The organism is Pseudomonadota bacterium (assembly GCA_039196715.1).
In the GTDB taxonomy this organism is placed as follows: Bacteria; Pseudomonadota; Gammaproteobacteria; order CALCKW01; family CALCKW01; genus CALCKW01.
In genome coordinates this window covers 1-26,981 of sequence record JBCCUP010000063.1, presented here as the reverse complement: position 1 = coordinate 26,981, position 26,981 = coordinate 1, and the positions used below count along the sequence as shown (strand labels likewise).

27 protein-coding genes are annotated in these 26,981 nt (G+C 65.9%); 16 read left to right on the top strand and 11 right to left on the bottom strand.

Annotation, left to right across the window (positions count from 1 at the left end; all coding sequences use genetic code 11):
• Positions 1-250 precede the first annotated feature (250 nt).
• Positions 251-1,060 (bottom strand): tryptophan synthase subunit alpha, encoded by an 810-nt coding sequence (gene trpA / locus AAGA11_17675; GenBank protein ID MEM9604698.1) that lies wholly within the window; start codon positions 1,058-1,060, stop codon positions 251-253.
• Positions 1,061-1,062: 2 nt separating this feature from the next.
• Entirely contained in the window at positions 1,063-2,283 is a 1,221-nt protein-coding gene (gene trpB / locus AAGA11_17670; GenBank protein MEM9604697.1) for a tryptophan synthase subunit beta, read from the bottom strand.
• Positions 2,284-2,423: 140 nt separating this feature from the next.
• Between trpB and AAGA11_17665 the strand changes: the two genes are divergently transcribed.
• From AAGA11_17665 to AAGA11_17655, 3 genes are all read left to right on the top strand, one after another.
• The gene (locus tag AAGA11_17665; GenBank protein ID MEM9604696.1) at positions 2,424-3,137 is read left to right on the top strand and encodes a GntR family transcriptional regulator; all 714 of its coding nucleotides are present in this window, start codon (positions 2,424-2,426) and stop codon (positions 3,135-3,137) included.
• A 107-nt stretch (positions 3,138-3,244) separates the two neighbouring features.
• Entirely contained in the window at positions 3,245-3,466 is a 222-nt protein-coding gene (locus AAGA11_17660; GenBank protein MEM9604695.1) for a hypothetical protein, read from the top strand.
• A 9-nt stretch (positions 3,467-3,475) separates the two neighbouring features.
• A complete protein-coding gene (locus tag AAGA11_17655; GenBank protein ID MEM9604694.1) occupies positions 3,476-3,991 on the top strand; it encodes a hypothetical protein in 516 nt (171 codons plus the stop codon).
• Between the two features lie 35 nt (positions 3,992-4,026).
• Here the strand turns inward: AAGA11_17655 and AAGA11_17650 are convergent, their stop codons facing one another.
• On the bottom strand, positions 4,027-4,377 hold the full coding sequence (locus AAGA11_17650; GenBank protein ID MEM9604693.1) for a GFA family protein: 351 nt from the start codon (positions 4,375-4,377) through the stop codon (positions 4,027-4,029).
• Positions 4,378-4,406: 29 nt separating this feature from the next.
• Positions 4,407-6,005, bottom strand: a complete 1,599-nt coding sequence (locus AAGA11_17645) for an arylsulfatase (GenBank protein MEM9604692.1) — start codon at positions 6,003-6,005, stop codon at positions 4,407-4,409.
• Positions 6,006-6,127: 122 nt separating this feature from the next.
• On the opposite strand from AAGA11_17645, the gene AAGA11_17640 reads away from it, so the two are divergent.
• Positions 6,128-6,904 (top strand): hypothetical protein, encoded by a 777-nt coding sequence (locus AAGA11_17640; GenBank protein MEM9604691.1) that lies wholly within the window; start codon positions 6,128-6,130, stop codon positions 6,902-6,904.
• Between the two features lie 21 nt (positions 6,905-6,925).
• Here AAGA11_17640 and AAGA11_17635 read toward each other — a convergent pair whose 3' ends face one another.
• Positions 6,926-7,576, bottom strand: a complete 651-nt coding sequence (locus tag AAGA11_17635) for a glutathione S-transferase family protein (protein MEM9604690.1) — start codon at positions 7,574-7,576, stop codon at positions 6,926-6,928.
• Positions 7,573-8,958, bottom strand: coding sequence for a CoA transferase (locus AAGA11_17630; protein MEM9604689.1), 1,386 nt, complete (start codon positions 8,956-8,958; stop codon positions 7,573-7,575). Before AAGA11_17630 ends, AAGA11_17635 begins: the two co-directional genes overlap by 4 nt.
• Before the next feature lie 123 nt (positions 8,959-9,081).
• Here AAGA11_17630 and AAGA11_17625 point away from each other — a divergent pair, with 123 nt between their 5' ends.
• Positions 9,082-9,417, top strand: coding sequence for a hypothetical protein (locus AAGA11_17625; GenBank protein MEM9604688.1), 336 nt, complete (start codon positions 9,082-9,084; stop codon positions 9,415-9,417).
• 11 nt (positions 9,418-9,428) lie between these two features.
• On the opposite strand, the gene AAGA11_17620 is transcribed toward AAGA11_17625, so the two are convergent.
• Positions 9,429-9,782 carry a RidA family protein gene (locus AAGA11_17620; protein ID MEM9604687.1) on the bottom strand — a complete coding sequence of 118 codons (354 nt, stop codon included), beginning with the start codon at positions 9,780-9,782 and terminating at the stop codon, positions 9,429-9,431.
• Complete coding sequence (locus AAGA11_17615; protein MEM9604686.1) at positions 9,779-10,240, bottom strand: hypothetical protein; 462 nt, start codon at positions 10,238-10,240, stop codon at positions 9,779-9,781. The genes AAGA11_17620 and AAGA11_17615 overlap by 4 nt, the downstream gene beginning before the upstream one ends.
• Before the next feature lie 170 nt (positions 10,241-10,410).
• On the opposite strand from AAGA11_17615, the gene AAGA11_17610 reads away from it, so the two are divergent.
• The 6 genes from AAGA11_17610 (at position 10,411) to AAGA11_17585 (ending at position 17,418) form a co-directional block, all read left to right on the top strand.
• A complete protein-coding gene (locus AAGA11_17610) occupies positions 10,411-10,875 on the top strand; it encodes an Lrp/AsnC family transcriptional regulator (GenBank protein ID MEM9604685.1) in 465 nt (154 codons plus the stop codon).
• Between the two features lie 221 nt (positions 10,876-11,096).
• Positions 11,097-11,861 (top strand): TetR/AcrR family transcriptional regulator, encoded by a 765-nt coding sequence (locus AAGA11_17605; GenBank protein MEM9604684.1) that lies wholly within the window; start codon positions 11,097-11,099, stop codon positions 11,859-11,861.
• A gap of 61 nt (positions 11,862-11,922) precedes the next feature.
• Positions 11,923-14,265: an MMPL family transporter gene (locus tag AAGA11_17600; GenBank protein ID MEM9604683.1), complete on the top strand. Its 2,343-nt coding sequence runs from the start codon at positions 11,923-11,925 to the stop codon at positions 14,263-14,265.
• A 31-nt stretch (positions 14,266-14,296) separates the two neighbouring features.
• Entirely contained in the window at positions 14,297-15,094 is a 798-nt protein-coding gene (locus AAGA11_17595; protein MEM9604682.1) for an outer membrane lipoprotein-sorting protein, read from the top strand.
• Positions 15,094-16,320 carry a hypothetical protein gene (locus AAGA11_17590; protein ID MEM9604681.1) on the top strand — a complete coding sequence of 409 codons (1,227 nt, stop codon included), beginning with the start codon at positions 15,094-15,096 and terminating at the stop codon, positions 16,318-16,320. Before AAGA11_17595 ends, AAGA11_17590 begins: the two co-directional genes overlap by 1 nt.
• 207 nt (positions 16,321-16,527) lie before the next feature.
• The gene (locus AAGA11_17585; protein MEM9604680.1) at positions 16,528-17,418 is read left to right on the top strand and encodes an EamA family transporter; all 891 of its coding nucleotides are present in this window, start codon (positions 16,528-16,530) and stop codon (positions 17,416-17,418) included.
• A 29-nt stretch (positions 17,419-17,447) separates the two neighbouring features.
• Here the strand turns inward: AAGA11_17585 and AAGA11_17580 are convergent, their stop codons facing one another.
• From AAGA11_17580 to AAGA11_17570, 3 genes are all read right to left on the bottom strand, one after another.
• Positions 17,448-18,977 carry a fumarate hydratase gene (locus AAGA11_17580; protein MEM9604679.1) on the bottom strand — a complete coding sequence of 510 codons (1,530 nt, stop codon included), beginning with the start codon at positions 18,975-18,977 and terminating at the stop codon, positions 17,448-17,450.
• A gap of 151 nt (positions 18,978-19,128) precedes the next feature.
• Positions 19,129-19,902, bottom strand: a complete 774-nt coding sequence (locus AAGA11_17575; GenBank protein MEM9604678.1) for a flagellar regulator YcgR PilZN domain-containing protein — start codon at positions 19,900-19,902, stop codon at positions 19,129-19,131.
• Between the two features lie 276 nt (positions 19,903-20,178).
• A complete protein-coding gene (locus AAGA11_17570) occupies positions 20,179-20,940 on the bottom strand; it encodes a flagellar regulator YcgR PilZN domain-containing protein (GenBank protein ID MEM9604677.1) in 762 nt (253 codons plus the stop codon).
• A 378-nt stretch (positions 20,941-21,318) separates the two neighbouring features.
• On the opposite strand from AAGA11_17570, the gene trpE reads away from it, so the two are divergent.
• The 5 genes from trpE (at position 21,319) to AAGA11_17545 (ending at position 26,345) form a co-directional block, all read left to right on the top strand.
• Positions 21,319-22,797, top strand: a complete 1,479-nt coding sequence (gene trpE, locus AAGA11_17565) for an anthranilate synthase component I (protein MEM9604676.1) — start codon at positions 21,319-21,321, stop codon at positions 22,795-22,797.
• Positions 22,794-23,387: an aminodeoxychorismate/anthranilate synthase component II gene (locus tag AAGA11_17560; protein MEM9604675.1), complete on the top strand. Its 594-nt coding sequence runs from the start codon at positions 22,794-22,796 to the stop codon at positions 23,385-23,387. Before trpE ends, AAGA11_17560 begins: the two co-directional genes overlap by 4 nt.
• Positions 23,384-24,412: an anthranilate phosphoribosyltransferase gene (gene trpD / locus AAGA11_17555; protein ID MEM9604674.1), complete on the top strand. Its 1,029-nt coding sequence runs from the start codon at positions 23,384-23,386 to the stop codon at positions 24,410-24,412. Before AAGA11_17560 ends, trpD begins: the two co-directional genes overlap by 4 nt.
• Positions 24,409-25,209 carry an indole-3-glycerol phosphate synthase TrpC gene (gene trpC / locus AAGA11_17550; protein ID MEM9604673.1) on the top strand — a complete coding sequence of 267 codons (801 nt, stop codon included), beginning with the start codon at positions 24,409-24,411 and terminating at the stop codon, positions 25,207-25,209. Before trpD ends, trpC begins: the two co-directional genes overlap by 4 nt.
• 275 nt (positions 25,210-25,484) lie before the next feature.
• Positions 25,485-26,345: an MBL fold metallo-hydrolase gene (locus AAGA11_17545; protein MEM9604672.1), complete on the top strand. Its 861-nt coding sequence runs from the start codon at positions 25,485-25,487 to the stop codon at positions 26,343-26,345.
• The last annotated feature ends 636 nt before the right edge of the window (positions 26,346-26,981 follow it).

Here is a 26,981-nt window from a genome sequence, read left to right as displayed (position 1 = left end):
CTTGTGGGAGCGCGGTCGTCGAGCAGTGACACGGGGGGCCCGCCTAGGGCGAAGAACTGTGCCTGTGACTTTCGTCGCGTCTCGCTTCGCGAGGACGCAACTCCCACAGCACGTCACGGATCTTGTGGGAGCTCGGTCGTCGCGAAGCGACAACGGGCGAAAAACTGTGCGTACGTCCTTCGTCGTGCCTCGACGTGCCTTGCGGCCCAGCGAGGCGCGATTCCCACGGGATGCCATAGATCGTTTGGGATCAGAGCGCTGCGGCCAGGGCCTCGATGCGCGTGGACGCGGCGGTGGCGGTGGCGTCGGTGGCGGCGCCGGTGTCGTCGAGCGACTCGGCAATCGCGTTGACCAGTGCCGAACCGACGATCACGCCGTCGGCGATCTCGCCCACGGCTTTCGCCTGTTCGGGTGTGCTGACACCGAAGCCGACGCACACCGGCAGGTCGGATTTCGCCCTCACCAGCTCGATGTTGTGTTGCACGTGGCTCATGTCGGGTTTGCTCGCGCCGGTGACGCCAGCGAAGGAAATCACGTAGATGAAGCCCGACGCACCGTCCAGCACCCGCTCGATGCGGGCTTCGTCCGACGCGGGCGTGACGAAGCGGATCAGCGCCGCGTCGGCCGCTTCGGTGAACGGCTTGAGCTCGTGGTCCATCTCCGGTGGCAGGTCACAGATGATGAAACCGTCGATGCCGGCGTCGACCGCGTCCTCGACAAACTGTTCACAACCGTAGCTGTACACGGGGTTGTAATACCCCATCAGCACGACCGGGATCTCGTTGTCGATCTCGCGGATGGCCCGGACCACCTCGAAGGTGCGCTCGGTGTTCTGCCCGCCCGCCAGCGCGCGGTTGGACGCGGTCTGGATACTCGGTCCGTCGGCCACCGGGTCCGAAAACGGCATGCCGACTTCGATCAGGTCGGCACCCGCGGCAACCGCGTTCTTGAAGATCGCGATACTGGTCTCGAGGTCCGGGTCACCGGCGCAGAGGTAGGGAATGAGCGCGGAACGGCCCTCGGCCTTGAGGGTGGCGAATCGTTTCTGGATGCGGTTCACGGTTACAATTCCACGCCAAGTGCGGCCCCGACGGTGAACACGTCTTTGTCGCCGCGCCCGCAGAGGTTCATGAGGATGATGTGGTCTTTGGGCAAGGTCGGAGCGACCTTGATCACGTGGGCCAGTGCGTGCGCCGGTTCCAGCGCCGGGATGATGCCCTCGAGGCGGCTCAGCAACTGGAAAGCCTCGAGCGCCTCGTCGTCCATGGCTGGCACGTACTGCACCCGGTCGATGTCGCGCAGCCAGCTGTGTTCGGGCCCGATGCCCGGGTAGTCGAGGCCGGCCGAAATGCTGTGGCCTTCTTCGATCTGCCCGTCGGTGTTCTGCAGCAGGTAGGTGCGGTTTCCGTGCAACACGCCGGGGCGGCCCGCGGTCAACGAGGCGCAGTGCTTGTCGCCCTCAAGGCCTTTGCCGCCGGCTTCGACGCCGACGATCTCGACGCTTTCATCGTCGAGGAAGGGGTGGAACAGGCCGATGGCGTTCGACCCGCCGCCAACGCAGGCGACGACCGTGTCGGGCAGGCGACCCTCCATCTCCTGCAGCTGCTCTTTGGCCTCGTTGCCGATGACCGACTGGAAGTCGCGTACCAGCTCCGGGTAGGGGTGCGGGCCGGCCGCGGTGCCGATGATGTAATAGGTGTCGTGGACGTTGGTGACCCAGTCGCGCAGCGCTTCGTTCATCGCGTCCTTGAGCGTGCCCGCGCCGGAGGTCACCGGGTTGACCTCGGCGCCGAGCAGCTTCATGCGGAACACGTTTGGCGCCTGGCGTTGCACGTCGGTTGCGCCCATGTAGACGTGGCAGGGGTAGCCGAAGCGGGCGGCGACCGTGGCCGACGCGACGCCGTGCTGACCGGCGCCGGTTTCGGCAATGATGCGCGTCTTGCCCATGCGCTTGGCGAGCAGGATCTGGCCGAGGCAGTTGTTGATCTTGTGGCTGCCCGTGTGGTTCAGCTCGTCGCGCTTGAAGTAGATCTTGGCGCCGCCGAGGTGCTCGGTCAGGCGTTCGGCGAAGTACATCGGGCTCGGCCGACCGGTGTAATGGCGGTGCAGCGTCGCGAGCTCGTCGTGGAAGCTCGGGTCGGCCTTGGCCGTCTCGTAGGCATCGCGCAACTCGTGGATGTTCGGAATCAGTGTCTCGGCGACAAACTGGCCACCGAATTGGCCGAACATGCCCATGTCGTCTGGGCCGGTGCGCAGCGAGTTGGCGCGAAGTGAAGCGGTCATGGGGCAGTCCCGGGGTGTGATCAGTCCGCGTATTGAACCGCCAGTGAGGGGGACAAGTACAGCACGATTTGCCGCTTTTTAAGGCGCTTAAGCGCAGAATTTTGTAATCGAGGGCGATTGTATGCGTTAAACTTGTACCCATGTCGGACGCAGAGTATCAACGGATCGCGCGGCGCATGGCGCTCGAGCTTCGCGGCGGCGATTTTGCCTCCGGCACCGCGTTGCCAGCCGAACGTCGGCTGATGCAGCGTTACGGTTGCGGGCGCAACACCCTGCGCCGCGCGCTGGCGCTGCTCGAAAACGAGGGGCTCATCGACCGCGGGCAGGGCCGGGTGGCCCGGGTGACCCGCAACACCCTGACCAAGACGCTGTCGGACCTCGCCGACTTTCACAGTTACGCCCGTGCCCGTGGGGTCACGCCCCGCACGGACGTGCTCGCGTTCGAGCCCTCGAAGGGCACCTTGCAGACCGATCTGCATTTCCCGGCAGGCGAGTCACCCTGGTGTCTGCGCCGCCGCCGGGCCATCGACCGCCAGGTGGTGGTTTACCAGGAGGCGTGGTTGCCTGCCGAGGTCGGCCGCGTGCTGCGGCGTGCGGACCTGCACGACGATTCGCTCTACCGCCTGTTGGGCGCGCGCCTGGGGTGGGCCGTCACGGGCGCGCGCGACACGGTCTCCGCCGGCCACGCCCCGCCGGCCGTGCACGATGCCTTCGGACCGGCAGGGCCCGACGTTGTCGTCCAGGCGGACCGGCAAGCCTGGCTGGCCGACGGCCGGGTGGTCGAACTGTCCTGCAGCTACGTGCGGCCGGAGTTTTTCCGCTTCTCGGCGTCGACCGGCGAATTGCCTGAGTGAGGCACGGTTCTCCCAGCCCAGCCCGGAACCCGAAATTGGTTTATTGATGGTCAGCGGTGGCTGCACTACCGTGGTGCATTCAACAGACCGTCACAGGAGCCTCCGCCATGCGCGTCGCCTGGATCGTGGTCTGTTTCGCGATGGTCGGTTGTAATGACGAGCGGACAGACTCCACCTTCATTGCAAACGACGGCGTGTACCCGTCGCTCGTCGTGGAAGACGATGGCAGCCGCACGCGGCTGCGGTTCGACCTCGATGTCGGCGGCCCGTCCGGCACCAACCTGACCCTGGCCAACGGCGAAACCCTGCAGGTAGGCACCGGCGGCTAGGCCGTCACGATGAACCGGGAAACCGACCTGTTCAGCCAGTTTTACGAAGCCTACCTGCCGAGCACCGCAGGCGAGACTGACTACGTCGTCAACTGGTACCGCACCACACAGCCGGACGTGTTGGGTACCACAGCGACCCTGCCCGTGCCGTTCAGGCTCACATCGCCATCGCCGAACGTGCCGCTGCTGTCGTCGACGCCGGTCCGGGTGGCGTGGACCCCGGCCACGTTCGGACCGCGCTCGATGGAGCTCGCGGTCACGGTGCGGTGTGTCGACGCCAACGGGTCGTCGGTCACCGGGCTGGACGTGCTGTCGGTCGACGACGACGGCGCCTACACCTATTCGGTTTCGGCGCGGCTCGGCAGTGCACTTCGGGCTGCCGACCCGACGCGTCGCTGCACGGTGTCCGTGCGGGCCCGGCGCAGCGGTGTCGGTAGCCTGTCACCCGGATTCACGCTCGGAGGCAGCCTCACGGTGCGCCGCGAAGTCACCGTGTCCGGTGTGCCGCTCACGCTCGAACACTGACCACTGACCGCTGCCGATCGCTGTCGGCGCACGCGTCACAGCGACGCCCCGTCGTACACGCTGAACGGCAATGCCGCCGCGTCGACGCCGTCGAGGCAGCCGATGTTGATGCGGTAGTGCGTCGGTGCAGACGCCGGGTGGTGGAAGGGGTAGATGCCGCAGCGTTGGCAGAAGTAGTGCGTCGCCGTCTCGGTGCCGAAGCGGTAGGTACCGAGTACGTCGGGGGCGGCGTCGATTTGCAGCGCGTCGGGCGCCACCGTGAACGCGGTCATGGTCGCGCCCTTTCGCACGCACAGCGAACAGTTGCAGCGCAAGCCGCTCTCGATCGGGTCGGCGTCGAACTGGAAGCGTATCTTGCCGCAGTGGCAGCGGCCGCTGTGGTGCATGCCATGTCCTCCGTGCAGTGGGATCGGTGTCAGCCGTCGACGCTCGAGAGGCCCCAGGCGTTCAACAACCGCGGCAGTGCAACCGACCAATCCAGCACCGCGTTCGCGTCGGCCCAGCGCGCGTAGTCCGCCTGCAGTGCCCGCTCGCGCGCGCCGAGTTGTCCGGCGAGGTCGGTGAGCTCGGTGCGGTCAACCGCCATGTCGTAGAGCTCCCAGGGTTGACCGTGCTGCCGGACCAGCTTGAAGTGGCCCGTGCGCACGGCGGCGTTGCCTTCGTGTTCGAAGAAGAGCGGCTGCGCGCGCGCCCAGCACCGTCCCAGCAGGCACGGCAGGAACGACTCGCCTTCGAGTGGGCGGGCGGCCTGGCCGTTGACCTCGGTAAGGGGCGCGCTGCCGGTGGCCTCGAGCAGCGTCGGCAGAATGTCCATCACGTGCGCGGGTTGGTGCGCGACGGTGCCCGGGTGAATGTGGCCTGGCCAGTGTGCGATCAACGGTGTTGCAATACCGCCCTCGTGCACGTGGTGTTTGAACCGCCGGAACGGTGCGTTCGAGACGTTCGCCCAGGGCTTGTCGTAACTCTGGTAGGTGAGGGCATCTCCGGGATGCAGGCCTGGCACGTTGCCAAGGGTGATGTGGCGGCCGTCGTGTGTGGTATCGGGGAAGTACCGGGCCCAGCCGTCTTCGGCCATGAATTCCGCACAGCCGCCGTTGTCCGAGAGAAACAGGATCAGCGTGTTGTCGAACTGTCCATGCGCTTTCAGCTCGGCGACCAGCCGACCGACGGACTGGTCCAGGCGGTCGACCATGGCGGCGTAGGTCGCCATCTTCGCCGCTTGCCAGTCCGGGTGCGGCTCGGCCTCCCAGGGTGGTACGTCCGCGTCCCGCGGGCTGATGTCCCAGTTGCGTTCCAGCACGCCGAGGCTGTTCAGGGTTTCGTGCCGGGCCGTGCGGATGGCGTCCCACCCCACGTTGTAGACGCCCTCGTAACGGGCGATGTCCTCGGGTGGTGCGTGCAGTGGCCAGTGCGGTGCCGCGTGTGCGAGGTAGAGAAAGAACGGTGCGTCCGCGCCGGGCTCGGAGAGCCAGTCGATCGCCTTGTCGGTGATGGCGTCGGTGAAATAGAAGCCGTCGTCGAGCGCCGGCACGCGCGTTTCGTCGTCGACGAGGTAGTGCGGCGAGTAGAAGTGCGTGGCGCCGTCGACGATGCCGTAGAAGCGGTCGAAGCCGCGCTGACGGGGCATCGGGTGCCCCGGTTCGCCGATGCGCCAGTTGCGCGTGTCACGCGCCGGGAAGTCGCCGGCGACGTGCCACTTGCCGGCAAGGCAGGTGCGGTAGCCGGCGGCGCCCAGGGTTTCGGCGACGGTGGCACAGTCGGACCGCAGGTAGCCCTGGTAGGCCTCGGTGCCGAGGTGCGCGCCCATGTGACCGATGCCCGCGCTGTGTGGGTGTTGGCCGGTCAGGAGCGAGGCGCGGGTCGGGCAGCATCGGCCACAGTTGTACATCGCGCTCATCAACGCGCCGTCGCGGGCCAGTTGGTCGATGTGCGGTGTGCGGATTTCCGAGCCGGTGATGCCGAGGTCGGAGAAGCCCATGTCGTCGACCAGGATCAGGACAATGTTCGGGCGCATACCGGCTCAATCGGGTGCCTGTGAGGGCGGGCTGCCGTCGATGTTCTCAGGTTTTTCCGTGGGTTGGAATACAACTTGCGCGCTGTCACTGCACCGACTCCGCGACGTTGGAAATTTGACAGATGAACCGTACAGCCCGTTATTCCGCGATTGCTGCCGTGGCGCTTGGCCTCAGTGCGTGCGACTCACCCAGTTCGAGCCTGACGCTCGACGGGGTCTCGTCCCAGGACGCCGACAACCAGTACACGGTGGGCGAGGTGATCAAGCTCAACGCCGCGCTGCAGAACAGCGGGGATGACACGGCGCGTTTCGGCGAAGTGCACGTCTACCGCTCGGTTGACGACAGCCTGAGCGCCGCGGACACCCACCTCGGCCGCTATGCGGTGGCGGATGTCAGCGCCGGCGGCAGCCGCAGCGAACTGGTGCCGGTGGCCACCGGGGGTTGGACGCCCGGGCGGTACTTCATCGGCGTGTGTAATGCGCGCCTCGAAAGCGGCGACGCCACAGAGTGTGCGACCCACGAGGTCAATGTGCGCGCGTCGCTGAACCTCAGCGGCCTGGTGCCGGGTGCGCTGGTGGTCGACCGCCGGACAGTGGCCGCCGACGCCAGCGGCGCCAAGCCCGTCTCGCTCGGCCAGACGCTCAGCTTCAACGACGCGGCGACCGCGACCTACAGCGTCGCGGTCTACCGCAGCGAATCGCTGGACCGCGACGACACGGCAACGCAGATCGGATTCTTCAACGTCGACGCGGGTGACACCGTGTGGCGCGCCACCTTCGACGCGGCCACCTGGGACACCGGTACCGACTACTACTTCTCGGCCTGCTGGGCGAACGGCGGTCTCGCCAACAACCTGGTCGACTGCTACCAGATGGCCTTCCCTGTCCGCGTCCAGTAACCCGCACCGCGCGGCTACGCCTCAGTAGGATTCGCGGCCACGCAGCCCCGCGAACGACGCCATTGCGGTGGCTTGCCACGCAGGCAGCGCGGCCAGTTGCTCGTACCAACGCGCAACGTGGTCGGGCAGGGTCACGGGGTAACCCATGTGCCGGTAGCGGTGCAGGCCCATGCTGCAACAGAGGTCTGCCAGCGACGGGGTTGGACCCGTCAGCCAGGTCGCCACGGCAAGTGCGCGGTCCAACTCCGCCACACAGTCGCGGCAGCGCGCGGCGGCGTCCTCGATCGCCTCGGGCCGGTGTTTTTCCGGCGGGCACCGGTAGAAACCCCAGAACAGTGCCATGAACGCGGGTTCCCAGCTTGAGAGTTCCCAGTCCAACCAGGTGTTGATCGCCGCCTGCGCAGCGTTGTCGGCGGGCCACCACGACGGGTCGGTCCCCGGTCGCGCGGCGAGGTAACGGCAGATGGTGTGCGACTCGCGCAGCACGAGGCCGTCGATTTGCAACACCGGTATACGACCGAGCGGGTTCAAGGCCCGAAAGTCAGGGGTGTCGAGGTCGCCCGGCTGGCTGCCGATGTCCACCCGCGTGTAGTCGATGCCGAGTGCCTGCAGTGTGCAGTCCACTTTCATCACATTGTGCGCGTTGGGTCTGCCCCAGAGCGTCGGTGTCACGTCGGCCAGACCGGCGCGTGGCTGCCGAGCGGTTGAGGTGCGCGCCACCGCCAGGGTGTGCGTGACAGGGTCAGCGGCGGGGCGAGTGACTCGAGCGTGCCGAACGGCGATTGGGTGGTCATCAGAAAGGCGCCGAGTTCCGAACGCGGCGTGTTCTGGCCCGGTGCGTCGGACGCGTCGCCGATCAGGTCGTGGACGTTGTGCAACCAGTTGGCGGTGCGCGCCAGTGCGAGGTCGGCGCTGCAGGCCACGCCCTCGGTCTGTCGGCGGGTCAGCGCGTGCACGGCCGCGAAGGCGCCGAGACAGCCAGTCAGGTAGTCGAGCGGCTGGCACGGCAAGCGCACCGGGTCGCTGCCGTCGGCCGGTGCGCGGGCCAGACCGGTCGGCGCTTGCACCAGGCTGTCGAACCCGCGCCGGCCCGCCCAGGGGCCCCGGTCGCTGTAGGCCGACAGGCTGATGTGGATGAGGTCCGGGTAGCGCGCTTGCAGCGCTGCGCGGCTGAGCCCGTGGGCGTCGAGCGCGCCCGGTCGAAAGCCGTCGATCAGCACATCGGCCGTCTCGAGCAAGCTGGCCAGCTCGGCCTTGCCGGCGTCGGTGCGCAGGTCCAGGTGGCAACTCTGCTTGGCGTAACCGGTGTCGATGGTCAGCGGTTTTGAGACCGGCAGGTGATCGGCGCCCACGCGCAGCACGGTGGCGCCGTGCTCGGCCAGAGCGCGTCCGGCCATGGGCCCGGCCAACACGCGGCTGAGGTCGAGCACGCGCACGCCGCTCAGCGGCTGTTCGCCAACCGCGAGTTGCCGTTTCGCGCGCGCGTGCTGTTCGGCGAGGGCGATGACCGGCTGTTCATCGAGGGCGATGCGCTGTGGGTGCTGCCACCAGGCCTCGCGGGTGCGCAGCACGCCGACGCACAGGCCCGCATCGGAGGCGGTCTGTTCAAAGGGCTCGGCGTCCCACGTCTGCACCGCCGCGACGACGGCGGCGCGTTCGGCTGCGCAGCCCAACAGCGTGAGCAGGCCATCGCGGTGGTGCGGAAAATTCGCGTGCAGGTAAACCCAGCGCTGGTCTCCGGTCTTGTAATATCCGGTCAGCGGGTCCCAGGCCTTGGGCGCGACACCGTCGATTTCGAGGAAATCGGCGGAGCGCATGCCGAGTGACGCGTGGCGACGCGAGATCTCGACCTGCTGGTGTGGACCGCCCCGGGCGTGGTGAAAGGCCTCGAGCGCGAGGCCGAGCGCGGCGAAGGTGGCGCTGGCGATGTCCGCGATGGGCAACGGGCCGGCAATGGCAGTGGGGCTGCTGTCGACGGTGAGCGGGCTGAGGTCGAATGCACTGCCGACGGCATCGGCGAGTTGCTGCAGGGGCTCGAGTGCGGCTGAGTCCATCGGCAGGTCCTCCTGTGTTCTCGCCTCAGTGTACGACCGGTGCGAGGGTTCGGGCAGGTATACTCACTATTGGCACGCAAAAAACGCGGGCGTGCGGCGTTCACCCACGTCGGCTCTGTACCTATGCCACTGTTGCAAATCGATCACCTCGAGCACCGTGTGGTGCACGCACAGCACCACGAGTCGCTCGGCCCCGTGGAGCTGGCTGTGCTCGACAAGCTGCTGCGCTACCCCGAGGAAGTGATGTCACGCGAAGAGCTGAAAGCCGCGGCGCCGGTCGACCTCGCGCGTTTCACGGACCGCAAGCTCGACGCGACGCTCAACAAGATCAGCAAGGCCACGCTCGCCTTGTGGCCCGCGTTTCCGCTTGTGCGCTTTGTCTACCCCGACGGCTACGTCTACACCGAAACCCCGCCCAAGCGCGAGGCGGAGCGAGTAGAGGATGCCGAGCGGCAGTAGCTCAGTGGCCGTCAGGGTCTGCCGCCCGGCACGTGTGCGACCACACTGATTTCGACCAACCACTCCGGGCCCGCCAAACGGCTCTCCACACAGGCGCGCGCGGGTGCGTTGCCGGGCGTGACCCACGCATCCCACACCGTGTTCATCGCCTCGAAGGCCTGCATGTCGGCGAGCCAGATCTGCGCGCTGAGCGCCTGCGTTGCGTCCGTTCCGGCCAGCGCCAGCAGTCGGTCCACCTCAGCCAACGCGTTGCGGGTTTGCGTGGTGATATCCGGTCCCTCGCCGCACACGCCGGAGAGGTAGGCGGTGTCGCCGCGCACCACGGCGAGGCTCATGCGGGTGTCGGTCTCGATGCGGGCGATCATGGCGCGGTCCTCGTGTCGAACTCGGCCGGCACCCAGTCCGGTGCGGCGCTGCGGTTCCAGAAGCGGTTCGGGTTGTCCTCGTCGAGCCCTCGGATGTGCAGGGTGCGGGTGGTGCGGTCGACATAGACCACCGGTTCCTCGTAGGGGTGGGCGGCGTAGATCGCCTCGAGCACGGCGTCGAGGTCCGCTGGGGTGCCGACGCAGAAAAAGCTCAGTTCGACACTCGGCACGGTCACCGGCGCGGGGTTGGCGCGGTTGCGGCCTGTGCCGAGCGACCGGAAGGACTGGGTGCCCTCGGCCGTGGCGTAGGTCACGGCCTCGTAGTCGCCGTAGCGCAGGGGTGCGCGATCGCGTACGGCATCGAGCACCGTGTCAGCGCAGTCGGCGGGAATCTGCACGGCGATACGCCAGCCCGGTTCGACGCGGAAGCGGTCGCTGCGCACAGGCAGGTCTGTCATGTCGGTCTCCTGTGTGTGACGGAGCAGGGCACTGGCGGTGGGCCGGTGCCCGCGGTGCAGAGCAGTGTGGCGGGCGCGCTGGGGTGGAACGCCGCGTTTTCCGTGTCGATTGGGCATAAATTTGGCTGATATGATCGGGTTTGGACTTTTTCGTGATGGAATCCGCCGATATGGCTGAAAACGTTGACTCGATCGACCAGAAGATCCTGGCGTCGCTGGTCGCCGATGGCCGGCAATCCGTGCACGGGCTGAGCGGGCGGGTGGGTCTCTCCCCGTCGCCGACAGCCCGCCGAATCAAGCGCTTGGAGGACGACAGGGTGATCACCGGCTATCACGCTGCGGTTGACGAGTCCGCGCTCGGTTTCGGTTTCAACGTGTTCGTCTCGGTCCGTCTGGCGCGTCAAACCGAACACGACATCCAGCGGTTCGAGTCGGAAATCGTGGGCTTCCGCGAAGTCGTCGACTGCTGGCTCATGACCGGCCCGTTCGACTACCTGATCCGGCTATCGGTCGCCGACCTTGCCGAGTTCGAGACCTTCCTGAACCGCAAACTCACTCGGATCGACGCCCTCGCGGCCTGCGAGTCGTCGATCCCAATCCGCCGGCTGCCGTGCCAGAGCGTGCGCTTGCGCTGACGGTTTGGCGGCCGTGGCATCCGGGCGGCCGGCGTCCCGTTGTCACAGCGGGCGAGGCGGCAGCATTGTGCTGGTTTCACACCCTCTTCACGCGATTGGGCAGGGTAGTGCCGACGGTTCAGCACCGGTGGCCAGGCCTTGAAAAAAATCCCGATTCATAGTTGACGAACCGTCAGAATGGGCCTATTTTGACTTTCCGTCAGAATGAAAAGGGCCGTTCGATGGCGCCACGCCAACTCGCCACAGCCGAACTTCAGGCACGCGAGCAGGACATGGTGACAGCCGCGTTCGACGTGGTTGCCGAAGTCGGCGTTGCGGCGCTGACGCTCGAACGCCTGTCGCAGAACCTGCCGTATTCGAAGGGCACGCTGTACAACCACTTCACTTGCAAGGAAGACCTGCTCGCGGCCATGTGTGTCGCGTCCATGGAAACCTTCGAGCGCTTACAGAAACGGCTCGTGACCTACGACGGCACCAGCCGTGATCGCATGTTGGCAATGTCGCTTGCGTACCTCCTGTACGCCAAGTGCAACCCGATCCAGTTCCTGCTCGTGATCTCGGCCAAGTCCGGCCAGGTGACCGAGAAGGCCTCCGACGCCCGCCGCGCGGTCATGCTCGACGCCGAGACGCGTCTCCTGGCCCTACCGATTCAGCACATTATCCAACCGGCACTCGACAGCGGCGAGTGCGCACCAGGCGTACCGCTGGTCGCCGAACAGATCATCTTCTCGTGCTGGAGCAACAGCTTCGGCGCCATCTCACTGCTGCAAGACGAAGTGCGCAGCTGCACCGTGCGACAGGACATGTGCACCGAGCGCGAGGTGCTCAACAGCGCCCAACTGATGCTCGACGGCCTGCGCTGGACACCGCTCAGCAGCGAGTACGACTGGCGCGCAGAAGTGAAACGCGCGGCCATAACACTCTATGCCGACGAGCTTGCGCTGCTCGAGGCGCGTGGCACCCCGTTGTCGCTCGACCTGGTGTAGCCCCGTGTCCCCGGCGCTGTCACTCAACCGTCAACCTCATACCTAAGCCAAGGAAATCGACGTGAAAGACACCCTTGTGAATCTCCCGCTCGACCACCCGATCAAGACGATCATCGGCGTCCTGCTGTTCGTGGTGCTGACCGCGGCCGGCGCGCAGAACCTCGTGTTCAAGGGCGACTACCGGATCTTCTTCAGCGAAGACAACCCGCAGCTGACCGAATTCGAGTCGATGCAGCGCGTGTTCGCGAAGAGCGAGAACGTGGCCTTCGTGCTCGCGCCGAAGAACGGCGACATGTTCACGCCGGAAAACCTCGACGCGCTCTACTGGTTGACCGAGGAGTCCTGGCAGATTCCGTACAGCAGCCGCGTGGACTCGATCACCAACTACCAGCACACGGTTGCCGAGGAAGACGATCTGCTGGTCGAGGATCTGGTGCTCGACCCGACGGTGCTGACCGACGCGGACATGGGCCGACTGCGTGACATCGCGGTCAATGAGCCACTGCTGCGCAACAAGCTCATTTCCGAGGGCGGCCACGTCGCCATCGTCAGCGCGAACGTGCACCTGCCGGGCGTGAACGAGCAGGTCGAGGTGCCGGAAGTGGCCGCCGCGGTACGGGAAATCGAGCAGGCCTTCCTCGAGCAGTACCCGGATTTCGAGGTCTACCTCTCGGGCATCGTGATGCTCAACACCTCGTTCACTGAATCGGCCCTGAACGACAGCGCCACGCTGGTGCCGTTGATGTTCGTGCTCGTCATCGTCGCCATGAGCCTGTTGCTGCGCACCATCACCGGCACGGTCGCGACGCTCGTGGTGATCGTCACGAGCATCGTCGCAACCATGGGCACCTTTGGCTGGCTCGGCTTCTACCTCAGCGGGCCGACGGCGTCGGTGCCGACCATCGTGTTGACCCTCGCGGTGGCCGACTGCGTGCACATCCTCTCGACCATGTTCTTCAAGATGCGTCAGGGCGTTGAGAAGCGCGAGGCACTGCACCACAGCCTGCACCTGAACTTCCAGCCGATCTTCCTCACCAGCCTGACGACCGCCATCGGCTTCCTGAGCATGCTCGCCTCGGATTCTCCGCCGTTCCGCGACCTCGGCATGATGGTCGCCTACGGTGTGATGCTCGCCTTCGTCTTCTCGCTGACCATCTTCCCGGCGCTGCTGATGAAGCTGCCGGTGCGCGTCAAGGTCAAGCCCGAGGGCCAGGCCGACCTCATGGACCGCTTTGCCGAGTTCGTGATCCGCAACCGCAAGAGACTGTTGCCCGGGATGTCCGTGCTGGTGGTGGGCTTCGTCGCGATGGTGCCGCTCAACCAGCTCAACGACGACTTCGTGAAGTACTTCCACCAGACGGTGCCGTTCCGACAGGCGACCGACTTCATGCAGGACAACGTCTCGGGCATCGGCACGCTGGACATCGCCGTCAACTCGGGTGACCAGAGCGGCATCAATGAAGTGGCTTACCTGAAGTCACTGGCCGACTTCAGTGCCTGGCTGCTCGACCAACCCGAGACCGACCACGTCATCACGCTGACCGACACGATCAAGCGGCTGAACCGCAGCATGCACGGCGACGACGAGAGCTATTACCGCTTGCCGGACTCGCGCGAGCTGTCGGCGCAGTACCTCCTGATGTACGAGATGTCGCTGCCGTACGGGCTGGACCTCAACAACCAGCTCGACGTCGACAAGTCGTCCACCCGGATCACGGTGACGCTTAAGAACGTGACCAGTAACGAGCAGATCGACATCGAAAACCGCATCAAGCAGTGGTTTGCCGACAATGCGCCGGGCTACGACATCAGCGTCGCCAGCCCGAACCTGATGTTCGCGCACATCGGTCAACGCAACATCACCAGCATGCTGCTCGGCACCTCGATCGCCTTGTTGCTGATTTCGGCACTGCTCGGCATCGCGCTGCGCTCGGTCCGCTACGGGCTCATCAGCCTCATCCCGAACCTCGCACCCGCCGCGGTGGGTTTCGGCTTGTGGTATGTGATCGACGGGCAGATCGGCCTCGCGCTTTCGGTGGTCGCCGGCATGACGCTCGGCATCGTCGTGGACGACACGGTGCACTTCATGAGCAAGTACAAGTACGCCCGCGACAACATCAGCTCGGACGCGACCGAGTCGGTGCGCTACGCGTTTCGAAGCGTCGGTCGCGCGCTCTGGGTCACGACCCTGGTGCTGGTGGCGGGCTTCATGGTCCTCGCGCAGTCGAGCTTCAAGCTCAACTCCGACATGGGCCTCTTGACCGCCTTGACCATCGCAATCGCCTTGATCATCGACTTCCTGCTGCTGCCACCGCTGCTGATCAAACTCGACGGCTCCGGTGGTGAGACCAGGAAAGCCGAGCAGGACGCACCCCTGACGCCAGCGCTGAACGCCGGCGCCTGAACCCCTTTCGACCTCTGGAGACACCGCTACCATGAACACATCCGTCCAATCCGTTGTGTGGGGCCTTGCAGCCACGGCGCTGGCCGTCTCGGGCAACGCGTTTGCGCAAACCGCTGCCGAGAAAGGCCTCGAAATCGCGCAACAGACCAAAGTCGTCGACGCCGGCTGGGGTGACTCGCAGGCGGAGATGAAGATGATCCTGCGCAACGCCGAGGGCCAGGAGAGCGTGCGCGACATCCGCATCCGCTCGCTTGAAGTCGAGGGCGACGGCGACAAGAGCCTCAGCATCTTCGACAAGCCCCGCGACGTGAAAGGCACCGCCTTTCTGAGCTTTTCCCACACCGTCGGCAACGACGACCAGTGGCTCTACCTCCCTGCGCTCAAGCGCGTCAAGCGCATTTCCTCGCGCAACAAGTCCGGTCCTTTCATGGGGTCGGAGTTTGCGTACGAGGACCTGAGCTCATTCGAAGTGGAGAAGTTCACCTACGAGTACCTGCGCGACGAACCCTGCGGCGAGGACACCTGCTACGTCGTGCAGCAGTTCCCGGTCGACAAGAACTCCGGCTACAAGCGGCGTATCGTCTGGATCGACCAGAGCGAGTACCGCATGCACAAGACCGAGTTCTACAACCGCCGCGACGCGCTCTTGAAGACCTTGGAAGCCGGCGAGTACGAGCAGTACGAGGGCAAGCACTGGCGTCCGACCGAGATGCACATGGTCAACCACCAGAACGGCAAGAGCACCTTGCTGCAGTGGAGCAACTACGCGTTCAAGACCGGTCTGGACGACGGTGACTTCAACAAGAACACGCTGAAACGGGCGCGGTAATGAACGACGACCTGTCCGTCGGGCCGCGCAGACTCGCCAGTGCCGCACTCGCGGCGCTGGCCGTCAGCCTGCCGGCGCACGCGGAGCTCTACTACGAGATCAGCGGCAACTTCGGCCTCGAGGGGCGTTTCTTTCAGGACGACCCGGCGTTCGCCGGTCAATCGCGCCGCGACGGCACGTCGCTGTCGTTCTCGCCCGAGCTCTACTGGGAGTGGGGCGACGGTGTGCACAGCCTGCGCTTCGCCCCTTTCCTGCGAGTGGACTCCGAAGATGACGAGCGTACGCACAACGACATCCGTGAGCTGCTCTACCTCCACGCCGGCGACAGCACCGAGTTCCAGGCTGGCATCGGCAAGGTGTTCTGGGGCGTGACCGAATTTCAGAACCCGGTCGACGTGATCAACCAGACCGACAGCGTCGAAGACCTCACCGGCGACGCCAAGCTCGGTCAACCGATGCTCTCGCTCGCGTTCATCCGCGATTGGGGCGTGGTCGACGTGATGGTGTTGCCCGGCTTTCGCGAACGCACGTTTCCCGGGGCGTCCGGGCGGTTGCGCTCGCAACTGGTGGTCGACACCGACGCCGCGACCTTCGAGTCGGACGACGGCGAAGACCACATCGACTACGCGCTGCGCTGGAGCCACAGCGTCGGGGTGTTCGACCTCGGCGTGCACGCCTTCAGCGGCACCAACCGCAGTCCGACCCTGCAGCCGGTGATCACCGGCGCGACGCCGACCGCGCTGGCGCCGTTCTACCCGCAGATGGACCAGATCGGGGTCGACGTGCAGGCGACAATCGACGCGTGGTTGCTCAAGGGTGAGTTTGTCACCCGCGAGCAGCAATCGGAGCGCTTCGATCTGGCCCAGGTCGGGGTCGAGTACAGCTTCTATAGCCTCGCGAACGGGTTGTTTGACCTTGGGCTGTTGCTCGAAATCGGCTGGGACGAGCGCGGCACCGACGCCTCCGACAACATTTTTCAGGATGACATCGGTGTCGGCTTGCGCTTCGGGTTCAACGACGAGGCGAGTTCGGAGATGTTGATCGGCGTGATCGAGGACCAGGACTTCGACAGCCGCAGTTTCCAGCTCGAGGCGAGCACCCGCATCGGCGACAGCTGGCGCGTGGCGGTCGACGTGCGGGCCGTGGACGCGGACGACCCGAACGACCCGCTGACCAGCTTCGCGGCCGACGACCATGTACAGCTGCGCCTGGAGCGTTTCTTCTAGTCGGATACCGCCTGTTCGCCGCCGCGCAGGACCGGGACTGGGTCGGGTGGCGGGGTAGGGCAAGTAACCTCCCCCCCCTCGCTGCAGGACCCGCGGGCGGTTCGCACCCTTCGCTGCACACCGCAGTGTTCGCCTGGCGGCTGTGCCACAGTGCCTGCTGTGGCCGACGCCCTGACAGTCGGTCGAGACCCCTGACGAGGCAAAGCGGTGTCTTCGAACCCCGGCAAGACCGACTACCTGTTGCTTGGCCTGTTGGCGCTGCTGTGGGGCTCGTCCTACCTGTTGATCGACGTCGCCGTCGCCGAGATCCCGCCGCTGACCCTGATCGCGTTGCGCGTGCTGGGTGCCGCGCTGGTGCTCGGGCTCGCAATGCGCGTTCGTTCGGTGCGCTTGCCACGGGATGCGCGGACGTGGCGGATGCTGTTCGTCCAGGCGGTGTTCAACAGCATCGGCGCGTGGACCCTCCTGGCCTGGGGTCAGCAGTTCGTCGACTCGGGCCTCGCGAGCGTGCTGAACTCGACGGCGCCGGTGTTCGTGTGCCTGATCACGGCGTGGGTGACGCAGCACGAGGCGACCGACCGCGTGAAACTGCTCGGCGCCCTGACTGGCGTTGCCGGTGTTGTTCTGATCGTCGGTCCCGGTGTACTGAGCGGCCTTGGCGTGCAGGTGGCAGGGCAGCTCGCTTGCCTGCTGGGGGCATTGCTCTACGCGGGCGCGGCGATCTACGGCAAACGCCTCGGACACCTCGGCGCGCTCACGGTGGCGACCGCGACGATGTTGTGGGCAACCGCCGTGCTGGTCCCGGCGGCCCTGGTGGTCGACCGGCCGTGGACCGTGTTGCTCGACGTGAGTGCATCGGCGATGGCCGCGACCGCCTTGTTGTCGGTCTTCTGCACCGGGCTGGCGTTGCTGATCTACTTCAGGCTGCTGGCCACGCTCGGGTCGCTGGGTGTGGCCAGTCAGGCCTACCTGCGCGCCTGCGTGGGGGTGGCGCTGGGTGTTTTCGTGCTCGGCGAAACGGTGACCCTGATGGTTGCGATCGGGCTTGCCACGGCCATCGGCGGCGTTGTGCTCATCAACCTGCCGAGGCGAACGTAGGGTGCGGCACCCGGCCGCACCCCGCGCGATCACATGAATGTGACGACGCTGACTTCACCGCTCGCGATCTTCGCGCGCCAGGTGGCGGGGCCGGAATTGTGCACGGACTCGCCGTGGGAATCGACTGCGACCGTGACCGGCATGTCCTCGACGTCGAACTCGTAGATCGCCTCCATGCCGAGGTCCTCGAACGCGAGCACCTTGGCGGACTTGATCGCTTTGGACACGAGGTACGCGGCGCCGCCGACAGCCATCAGGTAGACCGCCTTGTTGTCGGCGATCGCCTCGAGCGCCAGCACACCGCGCTCGGCCTTGCCGACCATGCCGATCAAGCCGGTCTGCTCGAGCATTGTGCGCGTGAACTTGTCCATGCGCGTGGATGTTGTCGGCCCTGCCGGGCCGACCGCCTCGTCGCGCACGGCGTCGACCGGGCCGACGTAGTAGATGAAGCGGTTGGTGAAATCGACCGGCAGATCCTCGCCGCGGGCGATCATGTCGACCAGGCGCTTGTGTGCGGCGTCGCGCCCGGTCAACAGTTTGCCACTGAGCAATACGGTGTCGCCGGGTTTGAGGGTTTGCAGGTCGTCCTTGGTCACACGGTTGAGGTCGAGTCGAATCGCGTTGCCACCGCTTTCGCGTGCCACCACCGGCCAGTCCTCGAGCTTGGGCGGTTTTTGCAAGGCCGGACCGTCCCCACGCAAGGTGAAATGGGCATGGCGCGTCGCTGCGCAGTTCGGGATCATCGCAATCGGCTTGTTGGCGGCGTGCGTCGGCGTGTCGAGCACCTTGACGTCGAGCACGGTGGTGAGTCCGCCGACACCTTGCGCGCCGATGCCGAGTTCGTTGATTTTGGTGAACAGCTCCAGTCGCAGCTCTTCAGCACGTGTTCGCGCGCCACGCGCTGCGAGCTCGTTGATGTCGAGGGGTGCGAGCAGCGACTCCTTGGCGAGCACCATGGCCTTCTCCGCCGTGCCGCCGATGCCGAGACCCAGCACGCCCGGCGGGCACCAGCCTGCGCCCATGGTCGGGATCTGCTTGAGCACCCAGTCGACGATCGAATCGGATGGATTCAACATCGCGAACTTGCTCTTCGCCTCCGACCCGCCGCCTTTCGCGGCGACGTGGATGTCGATGGTGTTGCCTGGCACGATGTCGTAGTGGATCACTGCAGGCGTGTTGTCCTTGGTGTTCCGGCGGGCGCCGTCCGGGTCGGCGAGCACGCTGCCGCGCAGCGGGTTGTCGGGGTTGAGGTAGGCCTGGCTGACGCCGGTGTTGATCATCTCCGAGAGCCCCATGTCGCCCTCGATGTGCACGTCCTGCCCGACCGAGCAGAACACCGTGACGATGCCCGTGTCCTGGCAGATCGGGCGGCGACCCTCGGCGCACATGCGTGAGTTGATCAGGATCTGCGCCAGTGCATCGCGCGCCGCCTCGGAGGCCTCGCGCTCGTAGGCCGCGTTGACCGCCTGAATGAAATCGAGCGGATGGTAGATGCTGATGTACTGCAGCGCGTCGGCGACCGACGCAATGATGTCGTCCTGACGGATGGTGGTGGTCATGGCGGTGGGCCTTGAGAGGTCACGGGGTACCGCTCTAGTGTAGGGGCGCGCGAGTTCCGGCGCACGGCGGCACGTGCGGTGCCTCGAGTGGCGTCAGTCGGTGAGGTTGTCCGAGTTTGGCGCCCGCCGCGCCCGCCGCGCCCGCCGCCACTCAGGCGCAGCGGCGCTGGAGCTCGACGGCGCGCTGTTTGAACTGCATGCTGACCACGAACTGCTGAATCGACTCGACCGTGCGTTCGTCAATCGCGCCAAACTCGAGCCCCACCACGAGTGTACTGTCGGCAATGCTGTGCTTCTTGAAGCGCCACATGACCGGCAGGTCCAGTGTGCCCTCGCGGTCCGGCATCCTCAGTCGCAGGGTCACGGTGTCGTCGATGCCCGCTGAGGGCACCGGGTAGACCTGATCGGTGAACACGACCCGGCAACCGCGGGTCGAGAGGTCGATGACCCGGCCCACCAACGCGTCGGGCACCGCATTCGGGTCGACGGCGTGGCTGCGCGCGGCGGCCACCTGTGCCGGGGTGCACCCGAGCGACGCGGGAATGTCGGCGAGGCCGTCGAGGTCGACGCGAAAGGTCGCGCGGCGCTGGTAGTAGTGGATTGACTCGGGCAGTGCCACCTTCAGCGCGTGGGCCGCATCGAAGCGCACGAGGTCGATCACCGTCAGCCCGCCACAGTACACCTGCACGCCGTTGTCCGAACCCCGCAGCGAGAAGGGCTTGCCGCCGCGCACGAGGTCCATGGCGTGGCCGTTGTTGAAGGTGTCGATCAGGAACACACCGAGCTCGGTGTCGACGTGCAGCGACAAGGTGGGCGCTGTCAGTACGCCGTGGCCGATTTCGGCCGTCAGGTGGGCACGGCTGCGGGTGAGCGACGTGAGAATTTGCCGTATTTTCTGCTGAGACGTCTCTGTGAAGTCCTGCACGCCGTTTCCTGCTCGACAGTCCGTTACTACGGCTAGCGACACCGCACTGGTCTGTTTGAGGGTTTCGGGCGCGTGTCGGATTACACGCCGGTCAGGTTCCGATCGGTCCGGTTTTGAGCGCGGACCTGTGGGCTGGGGCGGCACCCGAATCGCCGGCACAGCATCGTTTGAGCGCACTCGATTGGGTGAAAAAGTTGAATGACAACGTCGCCGTACTCTGCCGGCGGGCCGGTGTCAGGTGGCGTTGTGGGGCAGGTGTGGGGCTGGCAACGCCGCTCAGGCGATGCGGCGCTGCACGAACTGCATCTTGACCACGAACTGCTGAATGCGGTCCTGCTGGGCGCGGTCGGGCTCGATGAACTCGAGGCCGACCTGCAACGTCTCGCGGCTGGCAGAGTGGTTGCTGAAGCGCCACTGCGCGGCGAACGTCATGGCGTCATCGTCCTCGCGCAAGCTCAACGTGACCTCAGCCGTTTCGTTGTCGTCGGGCGTCGGTACCGGCATGACCTGGCTGTAGAACACCAGGCCGACGCCACCACCCGAGAGGTCCACCACGTCACCGTCAAGCTCGGTGGGTGGCTCGGGCGCATCCGGGTCCTCGCTCACCATCGCCTGGCGCTGACCAGGCGTCAGTTTGAGGCTGGCGCTGAGCGTCATGATCCGTTCGACGTCCAGCCGGAAGAAATCCCGACGCTGCAGGTAGTGCATGCGTTCAGGCAGGTTGATCTCGAGGCCCGTGCTGCCGTCGACGGCGCATTCGCCCACCACGCTCAAACGGGGACAATAGAGTTGGACGCCGCCGTTCGAGCCGCGCAGCGCAAATTGCTGCTTGGCGGCTGCTGCACGCTGGGCGTTCGGGTCGGTAAACGGGTCGATCACGCAGGTCCCGTTCCTGGCATCCACGTCCAGGATGAGGGTGGCGGCCTGTACATCGTTTCGGCCGAATTCGGCGGTCAGCAGCGCGCGATTGCGCGCAAGCGACTTGAAGATCGAACCGATCTGCGAGGCGCTGGACACGTTGAATTCAGATGTCGTCATGGCGTCGTTGGTCGTGCTTCCGTTTCACCCTGTCATATCGGCAAGGTGGTCCAATCTGTAAAGCCGATATGTCACGTCGCCGCGAAAGTCTCCCCCAGCGTCGGTTGGACGAGTGGGTTGAATCGCAATCAGGCGTCGATTGCCCGGTTGGCTCCAGGCCCGGGGGCCGCCGGTCGCGGACGGCGCGGGGCTGACGGCCGGCCCGGCTTGACCTCGACCGCGTGGCTGGCGAGAATGCGGGCCGCTTCTCAAGGCCGAGCTGGCAACGCAATGTCACGCAAAATGCTCCACGACGGACGATGGCGCCCCTGATCTGACTCAGGCTCCCGCCTGCTTGCGCCCGTTTGTTGTCCGTTTGCGAGACCGTTTGCTATGCCTATGCTGTCCTCTGGCGCGTCCACACTGCGCCGTACCCTGACCCCCATCCGCCGTACCGTCCTGGCCGACATGGAAACCCCCTTGTCGACGTACCGCAAACTTGCGGATGGCCCGAACACCTATTTGCTCGAATCCGTCCAGGGCGGAGAGACCTGGGGCCGGTACTCGATCATCGGGCTGCCGTGTCGCGAAGTCGTGCGGGTCCACGGCCGCGAGGTGGAGCGCCTCGTCGACGGCGAGGTGGTGCAGCGCGAGACGGTTGCCGATCCGCTCGCGTGGGTTGCGGACCAACTCGATGCCGTCACCGTGGCCGACTGCCCGGACCTGCCGCGTTTCTTTGGTGGGTTTGTCGGCTATTTCGGCTATGACAGTGTCCGCTACATTGAGCGCAAGCTCGACACCTGGCACCAGGATGACCCACTCGGCACCCCCGACATCGCCCTGATGGTGTCCGATGCCGTGGTGGTCTTCGACAACCTGCGCGGCACGCTCAGCATCGTGTTGATGGTGGATGCGGACGACGCGAGCGCTGTCAGCGCCGCCGAGGGCCGGCTCGACGCGATCGAGGCGCAGATCCGCGCGCCGGCACCGCCGTTGCCGGCGCAGACGCCACGCGCCGTGGGCGAATCCGATTTCAGCTCGCAGTTCACCGAGGCGGGGTACCTCGAGGGCGTTGAGCGCTGCAAGGCCTACATCGAAGCGGGTGACTGCATGCAGGTGGTGCTCTCGCAGCGGATGACCGCGGACATCACCGCCTCGCCGCTCGACCTCTACCGCGCGTTGCGCATCCTCAACCCCTCGCCCTACCTCTACTTCCTCGATTTCGGTGACCACCAGGTGGTGGGCTCGTCGCCCGAGATCCTGGTGCGCGAGGAGGGTGGGCAGGTGTCCGTGCGGCCGCTCGCCGGGACGCGCAAGCGCGGTGCCACCGCCGAGGAAGACCGCGCGCTCGAAGTCGAACTGCTCGCCGACCCGAAGGAGATCGCCGAGCACCTGATGCTGATCGACCTCGGCCGCAACGACATCGGCCGCATTGCCGAGATCGGCAGCGTTGAAGTGTCTGACGAAATGACGGTCGAGCGCTACTCGCACGTGATGCACATCGTCTCGCACGTCACCGGCACCGCGCGCGCAGGCCTGACCCCGCTCGATGTGCTGCGTGCCACCTTTCCCGCGGGCACCTTGTCGGGTGCGCCGAAGGTGCGCGCGATGGAAATCCTCGACGAGATCGAGCCGGTCAAGCGCGGGGTCTACGGCGGCGCCGTCGGGTACATCGGCTGGGGCGGCAACATGGACATGGCGATTGCCATCCGTACCGCGGTCGTCAAGGACGGCACACTGACGCTGCTGGCGGGCGCGGGTGTGGTTTACGACAGCGTACCGGCGCTCGAGTGGGAAGAGACGCTCAACAAGGGGCGCGCGGTGTTCCGCGCGCTGGCGCTGGCGGAACGTGGACTCGACATGGGGGTGCAGTCATGAGCACGCTCGTCATCGACAACTACGACTCCTTCACCTACAACCTGGTGCAGTACATCGGCGAGCTCGGTGGCACGCCGGTCGTGCACCGCAACGACGAGATCGACCTCGACACCATCGCCGCACTCGCACCCGAGCGCATCCTGATTTCACCGGGGCCGTGCACGCCGAGCCAGGCCGGCATCTCAAAGGCCGTGGTGGAACGCTTTGGCGGCCAGGTGCCGATCCTCGGTGTGTGTCTTGGCCACCAGGCGATCGGCGAGGTTTTCGGTGCGACGGTGGCGCGCGCCGAGCGGATCATGCACGGCAAACTCTCGATGGTGCACCACCACGCCGTTGGCGTCTTCGCCGGCCTGCCCACGCCCTACGAGGCGACGCGGTATCATTCGCTGTCGATCGTGCAGGGCACCGTGCCCGACTGCCTCGAGGTGACCGCCTGGACCGAGCGCCCCGACGGCAGCGTCGAGGAGATCATGGGGGTCCGCCACCGGGAGCTCGCGATCGAGGGGGTGCAGTTTCACCCCGAATCGATCAAGACCGAGCACGGCCACGCGTTGCTCGACAACTTCCTGAAAACGGAGCAGACCGCATGAACATCCAAGAGGCGATCGGACACGTGCTGCAGGGCCGGGATCTCGACCGCGATGCCATGCAGGCGGTGATGCGCGAGCTCATGACTGGCGTGGCAAGCCCGGCACAGATTGGCGGTTTTCTCGTCGGGCTCCGGGCCAAGGGGGAAACGGTCACCGAGATTGCCGCGGCGGCCGAGGTCATGCGGTCGCTCGCGGACCGGGTCACTGTCGACGGCGACCCGGTGGACATCGTCGGCACGGGCGGTGACGTCGCAGGCACTTTCAACGTCTCGACCGCCAGCAGCATTGTCGCGGCGGCAGCTGGAGCCACCGTCGCCAAGCACGGCAACCGCTCGGTCAGCAGTCGCACCGGTGCCGCTGATCTCTTCGAACTTGCGGGTGTCAACATCGAGCTCGATGCTGCGCAGGTGGGGCAGTGCATCAGCGAGGCCGGGCTTGGCTTCATGTTCGCCCAGCGTCACCACAGCGCAATGAAACACGCGGCCGGCCCGCGACGCGAGATGGGTGTCCGCACCGTCTTCAACGTGCTTGGCCCGCTGACCAACCCGGCCTTTGCCAAGCGGCAGGTGGTGGGGGTGTTCTCGGCGGACCTGGTCGAGCCGATCGCTGAAGCGCTCGGGGAGCTCGGCAGCACCCATGCCATGGTCGTGCACGCGCTGGAGGGCATGGACGAGATCAGCGTGTCGGGCGACACGGCTGTGGCAGAATACAAGGACGGCAAGGTGGTGTCCTACACCCTGAGCCCGGGCGACATCGGCCTCGGTGTGCACGTGCTCGCGTCCGTGCAGGTCGCCGACACCGCAGCGAGCCTCGCCGCCATCCAGGCGGTGTTTGCCGGTGAAGCGGGTGGCCCACGCGACATGGTGCTCGCCAACGCGGGTGCGGGCTTGTACGTGGGCGGCCTCGCCGACAGCCACAGCGCCGGTGTCGAACGCGCGGCCGCGGCCGTCGACAGCGGTGCCGCCGCCGCCAAGCTGAGTGAACTCTCGGCCGTGACCCGACGCCTCGCCGGAGCCGCGCCGTGAGCCAGAACCGCGCGGACATCCTCGAGCGCATCCTCGCCGCCAAACACGTGGAGGTGGCCGAGCGAAAGGCGGCCATGTCCGACGCCGAGCTCGACGCCGCGATTGCGGCTGCAAGCCCGTGCCGCGGCTTCAAGGCCGCGCTCGAGGCCAAGGTCGACGTGGGCGAGGCCGGCGTGATCGCCGAGATCAAGAAGGCCTCCCCGAGCAAAGGGGTGATCCGCCCGGATTTCCACCCGGCGGAGATTGCCGCGAGCTACGCCACAGGCGGTGCAGCCTGTTTGTCCGTGCTGACCGACGAGGCGTTTTTTCAGGGGAGCACGCAATACCTGATCGACGCGAGCGCGGCGTGCACCCTGCCGGTAATCCGCAAGGATTTCATCGTCGACACCTGGCAGCTGCGCGAGGCACGTGCGATGGGCGCCGACTGTGTGCTGCTGATCGTGTCGGCGCTCGATGACCCGCAGCTCGGCACGTTGCACGCGAATGCCAAGGCGCTCGGCCTTGACGTGCTCGTCGAAGTGCACGACAGCGCGGAATTCGACCGCGCGCTTGCGATCGACGCGGACCTGATCGGGGTCAACAACCGCAACCTCCGCACCTTCGAGGTGTCGTTGCAGACTACCCTCGACCTGCTGCCCAAAGTCCCACCCGGCGGCATGCTCGTCACCGAGAGCGGCATTGCAACCCCGGACGATGTCAGCCTCATGCGCGGTCACGGCGTTCACACCTTCCTCGTCGGCGAAGCCTTCATGCGCGCCGACGACCCGGGCACCGAACTCGCGCGCCTGTTTGCCTGAGCCCTCCGCCGCCTGAATACCCCGTGTGAGCCGCCGCCTCGCGAAGTGAGTGTGGCCGCAAGCGTTGCTGGTCTCGCCACCGCATTCGCAGCATGTCGCTTCGCGACGATGCAGCTCCCACAAGTGCGGCGTGATTCCACAGCTTTGGGATGTCTCCTGCCTCTGTGGGAGCCGCCGCTTCGCGGAGCGAACGTCGGCGAATGCGGTCTCTCGGCCATCGGTCGCGCCAACCGGTACACTCGCCGGGGAATCCAGCGCAACCAACCGAGCACTGCATGAGCACGATCGAGGTCGTTGAAGTCCGCGATTTTCTGACGTACTTCCACTGGGGCCGACACCCGGACGACCCCATGCTGGACATGCGGCTGGGCGGTGGCTCTTTTGCGCTGCACCGGAACGGCAAGGCGGTGGTGATCGATTCCATGGCGCGGCCAGGACAAGGGCGATGGGTGCGTGAGTACCTCGAGCGCACCCACGGCATCAAAGCCTTTACGCTGGTCTGCTCGCACTGGCACGTCGACCACATCGTCGACAACGTGGCCTACGCCGACAGCGTGATCGTTAGTCATGCCCACACGCGAGACACCCTGTTGGCGAAGCTGGCCGAATTCGAGCGCGGCTACGGCGACTACGACCCGTTTACCGTCGTGCCGCCGAACCTCACGTTCACGGGCCGCCTCGACCTCTGGCTTGATGATATTGCGATCGAGTTGCACGAGGTGGCGATCCACGAGGCCGGGCACCTGGGGGTGTACCTGCCCGAGCACAAGATCCTCATCGCCAACGACCTGTTGGAAGACCCGCTCTGGTTTTTCGATTTCGATTTTGCCTCCGCCGAAACACAACGTTTGGAGCTCGACCGGCTGGCCAGCTGGGACATCGACTGCATCCTGCCGTGCCACGGGTCCATCGACACGGTGCGGCAAGGCGGCTATTCCAAACGGCTCATCGACGCGAATCGGTGGTACCTCGATGCCATGCTGGAGGCGGCTGAAACCGGTGACGTGATGGCCCTGTCCGCCACCGAGATTCTCAAGCCGGAGCTCGACGCCGGCGTGCTCACCTGGTGGCCACCGTACGACGAGGTGCACGCGTTCAATCAACAAGCGATAGTCAAAATGCAAGGACGGTCGTGACGCTGGCGTTGTGATCGACTCGCTCATCGCCGCATGTCGCGTTGCGATGATGCAGCTCCCACGGGTGCGGTGTTGTGCCAAAGCTTCGGGATGCCCCATGCCTTGTAGGAGCCGCCGCCTCACGAAGTGAGCGTCGGCGAATGCGGTGTGTCAGGCATCCGAATATTCGCCGCATGTCGCTTTGCGACGATGCAGCTCCCACGTGTGTGGTGTTGTGCCAAAGCTTCGGGATGCCCCATGCATTGTGGGAGCCGCCGCTTCGCGCAGCGAGCGTCGGCGAATGCGGTGTGTCGGTCGTCGAAAGATTCGCTGCATATCACGTTGCGACGATGCAGCTCCCACGGGTGCGGCGTTGTTCCAAAGCGTCGGGACGTCTCATGCCTTGTGGGAGCCGCCGCTTCGCGGAGCGAACGTCGGCGAATGCGATCTCTCTGTCACCACGGCATTCGCTGCACTTCGCGTTGCGATGATGCAGCTCCCACGGGTGTGGTGTTTCCTCATAGCCTCGGGATGCCCATGCCTTGTGGGAGCCGCCGCCTCGCGGAGTGAGCGTCGGCGAATGCGATCTCCCTGTCACCACTGCGTTCGCTGCATGTCGCTTTGCGATGATGCAGCTCCCACGAGCTCGGCGTTTCT